14 protein-coding genes are annotated in these 15,528 nt (G+C 69.2%); 5 read left to right on the forward strand and 9 right to left on the reverse strand.

The window, feature by feature from the left end:
* The first annotated feature begins 61 nt into the window (after positions 1-61).
* From ACQ4LY_RS07540 to ACQ4LY_RS07555, 4 genes are all read left to right on the forward strand, one after another.
* A complete protein-coding gene (locus ACQ4LY_RS07540; protein WP_431075402.1) occupies positions 62-931 on the forward strand; it encodes a sugar phosphate isomerase/epimerase family protein in 870 nt (289 codons plus the stop codon).
* Positions 932-1,115: 184 nt separating this feature from the next.
* Positions 1,116-2,618: a sugar ABC transporter ATP-binding protein gene (locus tag ACQ4LY_RS07545; RefSeq protein ID WP_431075403.1), complete on the forward strand. Its 1,503-nt coding sequence runs from the start codon at positions 1,116-1,118 to the stop codon at positions 2,616-2,618.
* Complete coding sequence (locus ACQ4LY_RS07550; RefSeq protein ID WP_431075404.1) at positions 2,618-3,652, forward strand: ABC transporter permease; 1,035 nt, start codon at positions 2,618-2,620, stop codon at positions 3,650-3,652. Before ACQ4LY_RS07545 ends, ACQ4LY_RS07550 begins: the two co-directional genes overlap by 1 nt.
* Positions 3,653-3,702: 50 nt before the next feature.
* Positions 3,703-4,701, forward strand: coding sequence for an ABC transporter substrate-binding protein (locus ACQ4LY_RS07555; protein WP_431075405.1), 999 nt, complete (start codon positions 3,703-3,705; stop codon positions 4,699-4,701).
* A gap of 79 nt (positions 4,702-4,780) precedes the next feature.
* Here ACQ4LY_RS07555 and ACQ4LY_RS07560 read toward each other — a convergent pair whose 3' ends face one another.
* The 7 genes from ACQ4LY_RS07560 to ACQ4LY_RS07590 all read right to left on the reverse strand — a co-directional run bounded on the left by ACQ4LY_RS07560 (position 4,781) and on the right by ACQ4LY_RS07590 (position 11,390).
* Positions 4,781-5,077, reverse strand: coding sequence for a putative quinol monooxygenase (locus tag ACQ4LY_RS07560; protein WP_431075406.1), 297 nt, complete (start codon positions 5,075-5,077; stop codon positions 4,781-4,783).
* A gap of 72 nt (positions 5,078-5,149) precedes the next feature.
* Positions 5,150-6,118 carry a phosphotriesterase family protein gene (locus ACQ4LY_RS07565; protein ID WP_431075407.1) on the reverse strand — a complete coding sequence of 323 codons (969 nt, stop codon included), beginning with the start codon at positions 6,116-6,118 and terminating at the stop codon, positions 5,150-5,152.
* Positions 6,118-7,071 (reverse strand): shikimate dehydrogenase family protein, encoded by a 954-nt coding sequence (locus ACQ4LY_RS07570; protein ID WP_431075409.1) that lies wholly within the window; start codon positions 7,069-7,071, stop codon positions 6,118-6,120. Before ACQ4LY_RS07570 ends, ACQ4LY_RS07565 begins: the two co-directional genes overlap by 1 nt.
* Positions 7,072-7,082: 11 nt before the next feature.
* Positions 7,083-8,039: a phosphoglycerate dehydrogenase gene (locus tag ACQ4LY_RS07575; protein ID WP_431075410.1), complete on the reverse strand. Its 957-nt coding sequence runs from the start codon at positions 8,037-8,039 to the stop codon at positions 7,083-7,085.
* Complete coding sequence (gene xylB / locus ACQ4LY_RS07580; protein WP_431075411.1) at positions 8,039-9,541, reverse strand: xylulokinase; 1,503 nt, start codon at positions 9,539-9,541, stop codon at positions 8,039-8,041. Before xylB ends, ACQ4LY_RS07575 begins: the two co-directional genes overlap by 1 nt.
* Positions 9,542-9,550: 9 nt before the next feature.
* Entirely contained in the window at positions 9,551-10,141 is a 591-nt protein-coding gene (locus ACQ4LY_RS07585; protein ID WP_431075412.1) for a glucose-6-phosphate isomerase family protein, read from the reverse strand.
* Positions 10,142-10,409: 268 nt separating this feature from the next.
* Entirely contained in the window at positions 10,410-11,390 is a 981-nt protein-coding gene (locus ACQ4LY_RS07590; protein ID WP_431075413.1) for an acetylxylan esterase, read from the reverse strand.
* Between the two features lie 107 nt (positions 11,391-11,497).
* On the opposite strand from ACQ4LY_RS07590, the gene ACQ4LY_RS07595 reads away from it, so the two are divergent.
* Positions 11,498-12,292, forward strand: coding sequence for a DeoR/GlpR family DNA-binding transcription regulator (locus ACQ4LY_RS07595; RefSeq protein ID WP_431075414.1), 795 nt, complete (start codon positions 11,498-11,500; stop codon positions 12,290-12,292).
* Positions 12,293-12,303: 11 nt separating this feature from the next.
* Here ACQ4LY_RS07595 and ACQ4LY_RS07600 read toward each other — a convergent pair whose 3' ends face one another.
* Entirely contained in the window at positions 12,304-13,194 is an 891-nt protein-coding gene (locus ACQ4LY_RS07600; RefSeq protein ID WP_431075415.1) for a LacI family DNA-binding transcriptional regulator, read from the reverse strand.
* Between the two features lie 68 nt (positions 13,195-13,262).
* Positions 13,263-15,515: an FAD-dependent oxidoreductase gene (locus tag ACQ4LY_RS07605; RefSeq protein ID WP_431075416.1), complete on the reverse strand. Its 2,253-nt coding sequence runs from the start codon at positions 15,513-15,515 to the stop codon at positions 13,263-13,265.
* Positions 15,516-15,528 lie beyond the last annotated feature (13 nt).

The following is a 15,528-nucleotide window of genomic DNA, read 5'->3' on the forward strand; positions in this document are numbered from 1 at the left end:
AGTTGCAACGTGCCAATCCTGCTGAGGCGAAGGTGCCGCACACCCGTCTCCGAGAGGCCTCATGAACATCGGATGCCACGGGCTCGTCTGGACCGGACACTTCGATGCCGACGGCATCCGTCTCTCCGTCGAGAAGACGAAGGCGGCGGGATTCGACCTCATCGAGTTCCCGCTCATGGATCCGTTCTCGTTCGACGTCGCTGCGGCGAAGGGCGCGCTCGAAGAGCACGATCTCGCCGTCAGCGCCTCGCTCGGGCTCTCGGGTGCGACCGACGTCACCAGCTCCGACCCCGACGTCGTGGCTGCGGGCGAGGCCCTGCTGCTCAAAGCGGTCGACGTGCTCGCCGACCTCGGCGGGCAGCACTTCTGCGGGGTGATCTACAGCGCGATGCAGAAGTACATGGACCCGGTCACCCCCGGGGGCCTCGAGAGCAGCCGCCGCACGATCGCTCGCGTCGCCGACCATGCCGCCGAGCGCGGAATCTCGGTGTCGCTCGAGGTCGTCAACCGCTACGAGACCAACGTGCTGAACACCGCCCGTCAGGCTCTCGCCTACCTCGCGGAGATCGATCGGCCGAACCTCGGCATCCACCTCGACACGTACCACATGAACATCGAGGAGTCGGATATGTTCGCGCCGGTGCTCGACGCCGCCCCGTCGCTGCGCTACGTGCACATCGGGGAGAGCCACCGCGGATATCTCGGCACGGGAACCGTCGACTTCGACGACTTCTTCAAGGCGCTGGGGCGCATCGGATACGACGGCCCGATCGTGTTCGAGTCGTTCTCGTCGGCCGTGGTCGCTCCCGACCTCAGCCGCATGCTGGGGATCTGGCGCAACCTCTGGACCGACAACGTCGAGCTCGGAGTGCACGCCAACGCGTACATCCGCGACAAGCTCGTCGCCGTGGACTCGATTCGGCTGCACTGACCCTGCTCATCGCAGGATCGGCTGACCTGTCGCCAACTTGTTATTACAGGTCTTCCCTTCGGAAGAAGTCTTAGTTACATTTAGATACAACTTGCGCAGGCGGGGCGCAGGCCGCAGAATTGACCCGATGTTTCCGGCCCGAACGGAATATCGGATAACGACCTTCAAGGAAGCAGGTGAGCACATGAGTGACCCCATTCTCAGAGTCGAGGGGATCAGCAAGGGATTCCCCGGTGTGCAGGCTCTCAAGGACGTGCACCTCGAGGTGCGTGCCGGTGAGGTGCTGGTGCTCGTGGGCGAGAACGGCGCGGGCAAGTCGACTCTCATGAAGATCCTCTCGGGGATCTACACCAAGGACGAGGGCACGATCACGTTCGAGGGCCAGGAGGTCGAGCTCACCAGCCCGCTGCAGGCGCAGCAGCTCGGGATCACGATCATCCACCAGGAGCTCAACCTGATGCCCGATCTCACCGTGGCGCAGAACATCTTCGTGGGGCGCGAGCCCACGACCGGCCCGTTCCTCTCGGAGCGCAAGCTCAACGCGCAGACGGCCGAGCTGCTGCAGCGACTGGGCATCCGGGTGAATCCGCGACAGCTCGTCGGCGAGCTCACCGTGGCCGAGCAGCAGATGGTCGAGATCGCCAAGGCGCTGTCGTTCAACGCCAAGGTCCTCATCATGGATGAGCCCACCTCGGCGCTCACCGATTCCGAGACCGAGACCCTCTTCGTGCTCATCGAGCAGCTGCGGGCGTCGGGCACCGGCATCGTCTACATCTCGCACCGCATGGACGAGCTGCGACGCCTCGCCGACCGCGTCACGGTGCTTCGCGATGGCACATACATCGGATCACTGGAGAAATCCGAGGTCAGCATCCCGAAGATCATCGAGATGATGGTCGGCCGCGTGATCGACGAGGGAACCCGGCCTCAGGCCCGTGATCACATGAACGACCCGATCGTGCTCGACGTGCAGGGGCTCTCGACCAAGAACCTTCTGAAAGACGTCTCGTTCCAGCTGCACAAGGGCGAGATCCTCGGCTTCGCCGGCCTCATGGGGGCGGGCCGCACCGAGACCGCGAGGGCGATCATCGGCGCCGACCACCGCGACGGTGGAACCATCGCGATCGGCGGAGACCCGGTGCGCATCGGACAGCCGGCGGATGCCGTGAAGCACGGCCTCGGCTACCTCTCGGAGGACCGCAAGCTGCTCGGGCTCATGCTCGAGCAGGACGTGACGTTCAACACCGTGCTCGCCTCTCTCGGGTCGTACGCCAATGGCATCGGCTGGATGGGCGACAGCAAGGCGAAGAACCGCACGAAGGAGTACGTGCAGCAGCTGCGGGTCAAGACGCCCTCGGTGAACCAGGTCGTCAAGCTCCTCTCCGGAGGGAACCAGCAGAAGGTCGTCATCGCCCGGTGGCTGATGCGCGACTGCGACATCCTCATCTTCGACGAGCCGACCCGAGGGATCGACGTCGGCGCGAAGGAAGAGATCTACCGCCTGATGCAGCAGCTCGCTGACCAGGGCAAATCCATCATCGTCATCTCGTCGGAACTGCCGGAGATCCTCCGCGTCGCGAACCGCATCGCGGTCTTCGCGAACGGTCGCATCACCGGAACCCTCCGCAACGAAGAAGCCAGCCAGGAGAAGATCATGCAACTCGCAGCCCACGGGGAGGAAGACTGATGAGCACCCCACAGCAGTCCGGATCGTCGACGACGACGATCATCCAGACGGCAGTCGACGAGAACACCGACAAGCGCGACATCGGCGGATTCCTCCGTCGTCAGCTCCAGCAGTCGCTGGCCTTCGGCACGCTGATCGTCCTGGTGATCTTCTTCTCGATCGCCAGCCCGAACTTCTTCACCTTCAGCAACATCGCCACGGTGCTGCTGTCGACCGCGGTCATCGGCATCCTCGCCCTCGGCACGACCTTCGTCATCATCACCGGCGGCATCGATCTCTCGATCGGAACCGGCATGGCGCTCTGCGCCGTGATGACGGGTGTGTTCGTGACGAACATGGGGCTCCCGGTCTGGGTCGGCGTGATCGGCGGTGTCCTCACGGGTGTCCTCATGGGGCTCGTGAACGGCATCAACATCACGTTCCTCCGACTGCCCCCGTTCATCGCGACCCTCGCGATGATGATGATCGCCGGCGGACTCGCCCTCGTCATCTCGAACGTCTCGCCGATCTACTTCTCGACGTCGGCGCCCGACTTCAAGAAGATCGCGCTCGGCGTGATCATCCCCGGCATCCCGAACGCCGTGCTGATCACCGCGGTGGCTGCGATCGTCGCCTGGCTGGTGCTGTCGAAGACGCTGCTCGGCCGCTACACGTTCGCGATCGGCTCGAACGAGGAGGCCACGCGCCTCTCGGGTGTGAACACCCGGCGCTGGACGATCCTCATCTACATGTTCGCCGGGGCCTTCACCGGCATCGCGGGCATCGTGATCGCCGCCCGTCTCGACTCGGCGCAGCCGCAGATCGGCACCGGCTACGAGCTGCAGGCCATCGCCGCCGTCATCATCGGCGGAACGTCGCTCCTCGGCGGACGCGGATCGATCCTCGGCACCGTGATCGGTGCGCTCATCATGAGCGTGCTCGTCAATGGCCTGCGCATCATGTCGATCCAGTCGGAATGGCAGAACATCGTCGTCGGCATCGTCGTGCTGCTGGCCGTGTTCCTCGACTCGCTGCGCAACCGCCAGCGCACCTGATCGCACAGATCTACACCCCCCACCACCACACAGAGAACAATGGAGTTTCCATGAAATTCGGCAAGAAGACCGCATTCGCGGCACTCGTGGCCGCATCCGCCCTCGTCTTCGCGGGCTGCGCCGGCGGCGGTGACGTCATCGAAGAAGGCAGCGGCGACGGATCGAGCGGCGACGGCGAGATGTACATCGCCCTCGTCTCGAAGGGCTTCCAGCACCAGTTCTGGCAGGCGGTCAAGCAGGGCGCTCAGGAGAAGGCAGACGAGCTCGGCGTGAAGATCACGTTCGAGGGCCCGGCCGCCGAGACCGAGATCGCCCAGCAGCTCGAGATGCTGACCACCGCGATCGACAAGAACCCGGATGCCATCGCCTACGCCGCCCTCGACCCCGAGGCGTGCGTCGCCCCGCTCGAGCAGGCCAAGGCCAAGGACATCCCCGTCGTGTACTTCGACGCCCCGTGCGACGGAGACGTCGGACTCAGCCTCTCGGCGACCGACAGCAAGGTCGCCGGAGCGCTCGCCGCAGAGCACATGGCCGAGCTGATCGGAGGCGAGGGCGAGGTCGCCATCGTCGGTCACTCGAACATCAACTCGACCGGTGTCGAGCGTCGCGACGGCTTCGTCGAGAAGATCGAGGCGGACTTCCCCGACATCAAGATCGTCGACATCCAGTACGGCGACGGCGACCACCTGAAGTCGGCCGACATCGCCAAGACGCTGATCGCCGCCCACCCCGACCTCAAGGGCATCTACGGCACCAACGAGGGTTCGGCCATCGGCGTCGTGAACGCCGTGAACGAGCTCGGTCTCGAGAAGGGCAAGATCACGATCGTCGGCTTCGACTCGGGAGCTGCGCAGATCAACGCGATCAAGGACGGCACGATGGCCGGCGCCATCACGCAGGACCCGATCGGCATCGGCGCGCAGGTCGTTCAGGCGGCGTACGACGCGGCCAACGGCGAGGACGTTGACGGGTTCTACGACACCGGTTCGTACTGGTACGACAGCAAGAACCTCGAGGACCCGAAGATCGCAGCGGTCCTCTACGAGTGACCCGCTGAGATCGACAGAAGCCCCTCGCCTTCGGGCGGGGGGCTTCTGTGTGCCGGACGGATGCGCGCGGCGGGCTGCGTCAGATGCGTCGGAGGAAGGTCAGCACGGATGTCGGCTCGACGATCAGCTGCTGCAGCGCCTCATTGAACGGGACGCCGGCCGGGGCCGAGATGTGCGCCTGGAAGGCCGCCTCGTCGCGGTAGACCTCGTAGACGAAGAAGCGGTCGGGGTCGTCGACGAGCCGCGTCGCATCGAACACGACGTTGCCCTCTTCGGCGCGCACCACCTCGGCGAAGTCGCGCAGCAGCGCCGCGACCTCGTCGCCCTTGTCGGGGCGTGCGGTGAACACGGCATGCAGGATGGTCGGCTCGGTCATGCGGACTCCTCGGGCGTGGGCTGGCGGGGTGGGACGGTGCGGTCAGGCAGCGGTGTGGTCAGGCTGACAGGGTCAGGTCGACAGGGTGAGCAGGCGCGCGGGGTTGGCGACCAGCATCCGCTCGACCGCGTCGTCGCCCAGCGCGGAGCGCAGCCGCGGCAGGTAGCGCTCGCCGAGATAGGCGAGACCCGGCATGCCGCCGTACGCGAGGTAGCGGGTGCGGCGGGCGACATCGCCGCCGAGCAGGATGCGGTCTCCGCATCCGAGGGCCACGACCTTTTCGGTCAGGGCGAGCAGCTCGGCATCCGACCTTGTGCGCGCACGCGCGAAGCCGTCGTACCCCAGGTAGGCGCCGCGCTCGGCGAGGGATGCATGCAGCCCTGCGTCGGGGTCACGGTCGGCGTGCGCGAGCACGACACGCTCGGATGCCACGCCACCCGCCTCGAGCAGATCGAGCACCTCGTGGGCGGCGGTGCAGAACTCCAGGTGCACCATCACCGGCGCCCCGGTCGCGCGGTGCGCCGCAGTGACCGCGAGCAGCGTCGTGTGCTCGAACGGGGTGATGCTCCAATAATCGACGCCGGCCTTGAGCATTCCGGCGCGCACCGGCGATCCGTCGGGCGCCCCGGCACGGGGAACATCGGGCGTCTCGAAGACCAGCGCATCGTCGACGAGCATCCCGCGCATCACCTCGGCGATGAACAGCTCTGCGAGGCGCTCGGCGCTCCACACGTGCATCGGATGGTCGTCGCCGTAGTGCGCCTCGCGGTGGCGACCCGTGGTCGCGACGACATGCATCCCGGTGCCGGCGCTGATGCGGGCGACCCCCTCGGGGTCTCGCCCGAGCCCGAACGGGGTCGCATCGACCATCGCTGCGAAGCCGCTGGCACGCAGCAGGGCGGCCTCTTGCCCCGAGAGATCTTCGTCGTCGAGCTCGTCGCCGACCAGCAGCGGCGAGATCTGGAAGAGGTGCTCGTGATAGTCCGTCGCCCCGAGCTGCGCGGGGTCGATGTCGCCGAGAACCGTGCGCACGACAGGCATCAGCGCACCGATTCGGCGGCCTCGGCGAGCCGTTCGACGATCTCGGGGGTGAGGTCGATCTCGAACACGTCGGCGACGACCTGCGACCAGCCGTGGATGAAGTACCGCCAGCCGTCGACCACGTGCAGACCGCGCGCGGCCTCCTGCGCCCTGGCCTGATGCAAGAAATCGAGCGACCCCCGGTAGTTGAACTCCCACACCCAGGCGCCCTCGGGTAACACGACGTCGTCGGGCAGCGGCGAGCCGGGGCGGTCCTTGCCGAGTCCCGTCGCATTCACGATCAGCGAACCGGCGGGGGCCGACGCGACGATCGCCGCGGCATCCTGCACCGTGTCTGTGCGCACGTACGCGATCAGTCCCTCGGGAGTGCCGTGCTGGCGGTGCACCTCGCGCAGGTGGTCGAGCCTGTCGTCGTCGCGGGCGGTCACGGTGATCCGGGCCGGAGCATCCGCTCGCTCCGCCAGGGCCCAGCTGAGGGCAGTGCCCGAACCTCCGGCGCCGAGGATGACGACCTCGGCGCCGGTGCGGGTGAAGTGGTCGGCGGGGAGGAAGTCGTTCAGGGCGAGGTCGACCGTGAGGGGATCCTTGGCGCGGCCGATCAGGCGGTCGCCCCGCTTCGAGATGCTCGAGATCTCGGAGCAGGAGACCGCGAACGGGTCGAGCTCGTCGAACAGGTCGGATGCCGCGGCGAACACGTTCATCTTGTGGGTCGTGACGAGTGCGCCCCGGTGGTGGGGGTCGTCGCGGATCTGCTCGACCATCGCGACGTACTGCGCCGGGGTCGCATCCATCGGCAGGTCGTGCCCGATGAGGTTCTCGGTGGGGAGGCCCAGCACCTCGGCCCACTTCGGGAACACCTTCATGATCGACGACGAGCCGGTGCTCACGCCGACGAAGCCCATGTAGCCGCCGGTCGTGGTCGCGGGTGTCGCGGGGTTCTCGGTGATGGTCATCGCTGGGTCCTTCAGGGTCGGGGAGGGACGGGGTGGGCGGGAGCGGTGCCCGCGAGAACCGCGAGCACATCGTCGAGCGACATCGAGCCCATGTTGTCGACGGCCTGCGTGGTCTGGGCGCCCAGGTGCGGGGTGACGGTCACGCGGTCGGCGAGGTCGTCGGCGAGCAGCGGGCTCGCACTCGCTGCGGTGTCGCCGGTCAGGGTGTCGGCCGCGTATCCGCCGAGGCGTCCGTCGCGCAGGGCGGCGGCGAGTGCCGCCTCGTCGACGAGGTCGGGGCGGGCGGTGTTCACCAGCATCGTGCCGGGGCGGATGCCGTCGAGTCGCGCCGCATCGACGAGCGTCTGCCCGCCCGGAGCGTGCAGGGTGATGACATCGGCGGTGCGGAACAGCTCGTCGAGGTCGACCGGCTCGGCCCCGCGCTCAGCGATGACGTCGGCGGGGAGGAACGGGTCGGCCGCGAGCACTCGTGAGCCGAAACCGCCGAGGCGCCGGGCGACGCCCTGGCCGATGCGGCCGAAGCCCACGATGCCGACGGTGGCGGCTCCGAGTTCGCGGCCGCGCCGCACGGCCCAGTCGCCGGCTCGCACGCGGCGATCGCCGTCGGGGATGAACCGTAGCGCCGCGAGCATGAGGCCGACGGCGTGGTCGGCGACGGCATCCGCGTTCGCCCCCGGGGTGTTCGTCACCGGGATGCCGCGCCGCAGCGCCGCGTCGAGATCGACCGCCTCGGTGCCGACGCCGTAGCGGGCGACGACCCTGAGGTTCGGGGCGGCGGCCAGGTGCTCGTCGGTCACAGGTCCCGTGCCCGCGATCCACCCCTCCGCGGCAGCGAGCAGGGGTGCGAGCTCGGTGAGCCCGTGGTGCGCGGGGCCGCGGACGATCTCGTGGCCGGCGGCGTGCGCGCGTCCGACGAGGTCGAGGTCGCCGTCTGAGAACGAGCGGCTGGTGGCGAGGATGACTCCCATCAGGCGTCCCGGGTGGCGGGGGCCTGGGCGAACCACGGCTCGAGCGCGGTGTAGGCGTCGACGAAACGGGTGTGGCGCTGCGCGTGCACGGCATGCCGACCGGCATCCGGGGTGAACTCCGCCGTCACCTCGCTGAGCGCCCTGGCCGCCGAGAAGTCGGCGAGGCCGAGGCCCACCGCGCCGGTGACCGCGGCGCCGAGGCTGTTGGCCTCTTCGACGATCGTGCGTCGGCGGATCGGCACACCCCAGACATCGGCGAGGATGCCGAGCCAGGCGTCGCTCTGCGCTCCGCCGCCCACCGCGTCGATGCGGTCGATCGTCGCTCCGGATTCGCGGAACGCCTGGATGCAGGTGAGCAGGTTGTACGCCACGCCCTCGAGCACCGCTCGGGTGAGGTGCGCCCGGGTGTGGTGGCGCCCCAGGCCGACGAAGGCTCCGCGGGCGTGCGGGTCCCACAGCGGGGAGCGCTCGCCGAGGAGGTAGGGGAGGAAGTAGAGGTCCTCGGTGTCGAGGTCGCCTCCCGCCTCCGCGGTGAGCCGTGCGGTGTCGGGGTGCGCTGGGTCGGGGGAGAGAGCTTCGGCGATCCACTGCACCGAGGCACCGCCCGCCTGCATGGTCGCGGTCGGCACGAAGGATCCGGGCACGACGTTGTCGAACGTCATGGTGCGCATCTGCGGATCGTGCAGCGGCGCGAGGCTCGCGAACGAGATCCACGACGAAGTGCCCAGGCACACGTAGGCGCCGTCTTCGGGGGCGACGATGCCCGAGCCCACCGCGGCGAGGGGTCCGTCGCCGCCGCCCATCACGACGCGGACCGATGCCGGGAGGCCCAGGGTGGTGGCGGATTCGGCGGTGAGCGAGCCGGCGATCGTCGTCGATTCGAGGATCTCGGGGAAGAGCGCGGCGTCGAGTCCGGCGGCGGCGAGCACGTCGGCCGACCAGGTGCCGCGCAGCTGGTCGTACGCGTTGGTGCCCGAGGCATCCGAGCGCTCGGTGGCGAGGCGCCCGGTGAGCCGGTAGACGATGTAGTCCTTCGCGACGCAGAAGTGCCGCACGCGCGCCCACACGTCGGGTTCGTTGTCGCGTACCCAAATGATCTTCTCGAGCGAGTAGGTGGGGTTCAGCCGGTGACCGAGCACGCGGTAGGCGTCCTGTGCGCCGAGACGCTCTTCGAGCACGCGGGTCTGCGCACCCGAACGGGTGTCGGCCCAGATGATCGCGGGGCGCACCGGCTCGCCGTGTGCGTCGAGCAGCACCGTGCCCATCATCTGGCCGCTGACGACGAGGCCACCGACGGTCTCGGGCCTGACGCCGGCACGAGCGATCAGCTGCCGGGTCGCCGAGACGACGGCATCCCACCAGTCCGCCGGATCCTGCTCGGCGATGCCGCCAGCGGCGAAGTGCGCCGGGTAGGGCACGGTGACCGAGGTGACGAGGCGGCCGTCGTCGTGGTGCAGAGACGCCTTGTTGCCGGTCGTCCCCAGATCGTGCGCGATCAGCATGGCCGGAGCCTATTCCGCGGAGGGGGACGCGGAATAGGGGCGCAGGTCCACGCCCTCGGTGGCGCGATAGGCCCGAGAGCCCATCCCGTGCTCGAGGACCCAGCCGTAGTCGTGGCCGGCGCCGCCCGGATACACCGCGAGGAACGCATAGGGTTCGTCGCCCGTGTTCACCGAGCGGTGGGCCCAGCCAGGCGGGATGTAGCCGATCGTGCCGGGCAGCATGTCGAGCCATTCAGTGCGCTCGCCGTCGAACATGAGCAGCCCGCCGCGGCCCTTCAGCGCGAGGTAGATCTCGCCCTGGTGGTTCGGATGCTGGTGGCCCTTGGTCATCCAGAGCTCACCCGAGGTGTCGCCGGGCATGATCGTCGTGATCGACTGCGGCAGTTCACGGTCGACCTCGGGCACCGGCGAGCTGACCACGGTGTAGACGACGGGGTCGTCGCCGCCGGATGCGCGGGCCCAGGCATCCGCGTCGAGGAAGAGCCCCTCGAGGTCGGACATGCGCCGCGTGAGCGTGGGTCCCTCGGGCGAGAGCGTGAGCTTCTCGGCGTCGAACGCGATCGCCATCGGAGAGATCGGAGGCGTGTGGAACTGGGGCATCGGTGCTCCTCGTACGGGTGCTGCGGCGCTGCGCAACCTGTAATGACAAGTTGAGTGTACCTGTGATGACAAGTGGCGTCCAGTGCTCGGATGTGCGGGGATGCGAGCGCGGGTGTGCGCGGCGAATCGCGAGCGTCGCCGCGCAGAGAAGGCTCCGGTCGCAGTTGATGCCGCCCACGGGGCGATCAGGCGGCACGAAGTGCGACCGGAGCGGGGATGGCCCGGGGTCAGGCGGCACGAAGTGCGACCGGAGGGGGATGGCCCGGGGTCAGGATGCTGCGCGCAGCGCTCGAGCGAGATGCGCCCGGCCGTCGCTGATCGCCTCGGCCGTCACCTCTTCGACGCCCGGATACTCTGCATGGCCCGCCGGGAGGACGGCGAGTTCGAGCATCCGTGCCGCGTTCGCGACGCCGAACTGACCGGGCGGCGGCACATACGGGTCCCACAGCGCCGCCTCGACACGCACCGGAACACGGGCGAAGCCGAGGGCCGTCGAGGCGTCGAACCATCGCAGCACCTCGCGGGCCTCCGGATGCGCGGCGACGTGGTCGCGCACGGTCTCGCCGCTGCCGACACAGTGCACCGCGAGACGCTCGTCGTACTGCCCGAAGCTCGGCACGACGAGGGTCGCGCCGATGAAGCGCTCATCCCACGGGAGGGCGAGCGCGCCGATGCCTCCACCGAAGCTCTCGCCGACGTAGTAGAGCGGCAGGGACCCGACGAGGGTCGTGAGGGCATCCGCTGCGAGCCAGAGGTCACGGGCGCACAGGCCCAGCACGTACGAGTCCGGGGTCTCGATCCCGGCCAGCACATGCTCGGCCTTGGGCTCGGGGGCGCCGACGCCCGTGTTCAGAGTGGGCAGCCCGCGGGCGACGGGAAAGATCGCGGCCGCATCGTCGGGCACCCTGGCCAGATCGACCGCATCGCGTCCTCCGTAGCCGTGACTGTGCACGACGCCGACACGCGCCGGGCCGGAGAGGGGCTCGACGAGCCAGGCCCGCAGACGAGTGCCGTCGACCCCGGAGTGTTCGACGATCGACACACGCCTTCCGTGCGTGGTCTCGGTCGACAGCACAGCGGGGGCGGCATCCACCGCCTCGGCCTGCTCGCGCCAGCCCTGCCACCGTTCGGCGAACCCGTCGGGAGCGGCGATCGGAGCGATCGCGCGGAGTGTGCTCAGCGTGTGGCCGTAGCTCGCGTCGAACTCGGCGTCGGCGAACCAGGTGTCGTAGGGGGAGGGGAAGGTCATGCGCGGGCGGGATTCCTGTCGAGAAGCGGGCGGTGTCGAGGGTGAGTCAGCCGCGGGATGCCGGGCGGCGCCGTGGCAGACTGGAGGCCCCACCGGAAGGAGAGCGCGTGCTGGTCACCGAGCGACGAGAGCGCATCCTCGCAGCCGCGCGCGAGCGTGGAGCAGCATCCGTCGCGGAGCTGGCAGCCGTGCTGCAGGTGAGCGAGATGACCGTCCGGCGCGACATCGACCAGCTGGCCGATGAGGGCGTCGTCGAACGCGTGCGCGGCGGGATGCGACTGCGTGCAGGGCACCGTCCGAGCACGGCTCCGGCGGTCTCGGCCGAGCGGCGCGCGATCGCTGAGGCCGCGGCCACGATGATCGAGCCCGGCATGGCGATCGGCATCTCGGGCGGCGCGACGGGGCTCGCGCTCGCACGTGCGGTGCGCGACGTCGCCGATCTCACGGTGGTCACCAATTCGCTCTCCGTGGCCGATCTGTTCTCGCCCCCGGAGCGCGCCGACGCGCCCTACATGCAGACCGTCGTGCTCACCGGTGGTGTGCGCACTCCCGCCGAGTCCCTTGTCGGCCCCGTCGCCGTGCGGGCGCTCGAGCATCTGCACTGCGATCTCGTGTTCATCGATGCGCACGGGCTCGACGTGCACGCCGGGATCACGACGATGAACCTCCTCGAGGCCGAGACCAGCCGCGCGTTCATGGCGACCGCGCGAGAGGTGATCGTGCTCGCGGATCACACGCGCTGGGGGGTGGTGGGACTGACGACGATCGCCGACCTCTCCGACATCGACCGTCTGATCACGGACGACGGTCTCGACGACGAGGCCCGACAGCAGCTGGCGGCCCACGTCGGCAGCCTGCAGGTGGCCGCGCGCCGCACCGAGGCGTCGGCCGGAACCGACTGATCCGAACCCCGTCATCGCCTCGCGGTGCTCGCCCTGCGGACGAGGGCGGCCGGGATCGTGACGTGGCGCACCGGCAGGTCGGCACCGGGAGGAGACGTCAGCTGCCTTTCGAGCTCCGCGAACGCCGCATCGACGAGCTGCTCGTGATCGGGGGCCATGGTGCTGAGCGCGGGCACGGAGAACCGGGCGGCGCGGATGTCGTCGATGCCGATCACTGCGACATCGTCGGGAACCCGGCGCCCCGCCGCGTGGAGCGCCGCGAGCGCACCGAGCGCCACAGAGTCGTTGGAGCACACGATGCCGTCGAGGTCGGGGAGCGCCGCGGTCATCGCCGCTGCGACCCGTTCACCCTCGTCGGCGGTGAACGCGTCGACCTGCGCGGTGAGAGCCGGGTCGACGGGGATGTCGGCGGCGGTCAGCGCCTCGACATATCCGACGTGTCGGCGGTCCGCGGCATCCGACGGGCGAGAATCACGACGCCCGATGTAGGCGATCCGACGGCATCCGACCGCGAGCAGGTGCTCTGTGGCTGCGCGGGCCGCCGCGCGGTTGTCGATCGTGATGTGCGTGAACGGACTGACCTGGATGTGCTCGCCGAGCAGCACGAGGGGTCCTGGCGCGGTGCGCCGGGTGAGGTCGGCCACCGTGAGCGACCGCGGGATGTGGATCAGGCCGTCGACCGGCGGCAGTCCGACGCCGTTCGCGACATCGATCTCTCTGGCGTGGTCTCCCTCGGTCTGCACGATCAGCACGGCGAGTCCACGATCGTCTGCCCCGCGCACGAGGCGAGACCCGAGCTCGGCGAAGTACGGCTCCTCGAGGTGCGGAACGGCGAGCGCGATGAGGCCGGTGCGCGTGGCCCTGGCGACGGGCATCGCCCTGCCGTTCGACGAGGTGGTCACCTGCGGCCTCCTGGGTGGACGATGATCGCCGGCTGGCCGACGGATGCCCTTCACGTTAGCGCCCCCGGTCACGATTGCACCCTGAACGCGATCACGCGCGCTTCGGCCGCGCCGTTCGTGCGGTCGACGACGAGACGCGCGGCGCGGATGGCTCCGACATCCGACGGCAGCTCGTGCACGCGCAGCCGGTGGCGGTTGTCTGTCTCCTCGGCGACAGCGCGCCATTCCGCGCTCGCCGCGGTCAGCACCTCGAGGCGGTAGTCGCGCACGAGCTGCGGCAGCACCTCGTCGGGGCTTCGGTGGTGGTGCAGGGTGTTCAGCTCGAGATCGACGTCGTCGTCGAACACGAGCCTGATCTCGGAGGCCGTGACGGGGTGCGCCCAGTCGAGGCGCAGCCACTGCGGGCCGGATGCCGTGGGGTCGGACGCCCACATGTTCGGTCCGCCGTACGGGCGGTTGAAGCCCGAGGTCGAGCGCTCGGGCGCGAGCGCGTCGGACTCCGGTGCGGCACGGAACACGACGCTGCGGCCGCGGAGCGGCTTGGTCGGCCACCGAACGAGAAGGCCGTCCCGGTCGACCTCGACGTTCTGGTCGTCGTTGTCGACCCGGTGCACGAGAGTCAGGGCTCCCGGGGGCAACGGCGATGTGAGGTGCACGTGCACCTGCGGGTTCGCGCGCAGCACGACGATCGCGTTCTGCGGCCCCTCCGGTGCGAAGGGCGTGTCGACCCGCACCCATCCGCGCTCGCCCGCCGGCACGTCGACGACGGTCGTGTGCTCGAGGTGCGACGGCACGACGTTCTGCGGGCGCCCGGTCGACCAGACCTCGACGGTCAGCGTCGTCGCGGCATCCGCGCTGAGAAGCAGCTCCGTCGTCTCCAGCGCGGGGTGCACGGGGATGACGATGCCGAGATCCTCGATGAGTCGATGCGGGGTCGCCCCGTCTTCTGCGGTTCCGATCGTGCGCAGCGTGGTGGAGGCCGTGACCGTCGCCTCGCGGGCGAGATCGTGCGGGTCCTCGTTGGGAACGCCGATCAGCGAGGCATCCGTGCGCAGCAGCGTCTGCCTCAGCTCGGCGCGGTGGTGCTCGTACAGTTCGCGTGGGGTCGCGTCGTGGGTGAGGCAGAGCGAGGCGGCGACACCCGCCGCCTCGCCCATCGCGGCGCACGTCGCCATGACGCGTGCGGCACCGAAGGCGATGTGCGTGGCCGACACGTTGCGTCCGGCCATGAGCAGGTTGTCGACGTTCGCCGAGTAGAGCGAGCGGAACGGGATCTCGAAGACGCCGTCGGAGAACCGCTGCACGGCCCCCGCCCCCTCGGCGTACATCCCCTCGGCCGGGTGCAGGTCGATCGACCAGCCGCCGAAGGCGACGCCGTCGTCGAACGGGGTCTGATCGATCACATCCTGCTGGCGCAGAGTGTGGTCGCCGATGAACCGCCGATACTCGCGCTTGCCGGGGAGGTTGCCGATCCACTCGAGCGTGAGGTTGTCGGCATCGAACTCGCCCGAGTTCTTGATGTGATCCCAGATGCCGAGGATCACGGAGCGCAGTTCGTCGCGGATCAGCTCGTTGTCGTCGACGATGTCGAGCTGACCACCCCACTCGATCCACCAGTAGTGCGCACCGCTGTCCCCGCTGCGGATGATGCGGGACGCCGGGATCGGCGTCGTCGTGATGTCCTTCGCGGTCTCGGGGGCGACGTATTTGACGGGGTGACCGATGTCCTTCGTGTAGAACAGCAGCGTCGAGCCGAGGAACTCCCGCACGGGCTGCTCCGGTGCCCAGTCCTCGCCGAACTCGTCCCTGCCCTCTTTGCCCAGCCGGTACCGGGCTCCGACCAGCTCGCCGACGAGCCCGTCGCCCGTGCAGTCGAGGAAGAGCGGTGCACGGAACACCGTGCGGATCTCCGAGCCCATCGTCCACCCGGTGACGGAGCGGACGTGGCGGGCGTCGTCCGGCCCCTCGGCCTCGGCGTCGACCACCTCGGTGTTGAGGAAGAGCGTCAGGTTCGGCTCGCGGCGCACGGTGTCGAGCACCACGTCGTCCCAGTAGACCGGGTTCCCCTCGGGGTTGCGGAACTGGTTCTCGCGGTAGAGCTCGCCGATGATGCCGGTCTCGCGGGCCCAGCGCTGATTGCCGTGAGCGGTCGCCCCGCACACCCACACCCGCACCTCCGATGAGGAGTTGCCACCCAGCACCGGCCGGTTGTTGATCAGCACGGTACGACGACCGAGGCGAGCGGCCGCGACGGCGGCGCTCACTCCGGCGAGGCCGCCGCCGACGACGATGATGTCGGCTTCGACGGTCTGGGTGCGCATGGGGGTCCTTTCA

Origin of the sequence: Microbacterium phyllosphaerae, from assembly GCF_050628115.1 — a bacterium.
Lineage (GTDB): Bacteria > Actinomycetota > Actinomycetes > Actinomycetales > Microbacteriaceae > Microbacterium > Microbacterium phyllosphaerae_A.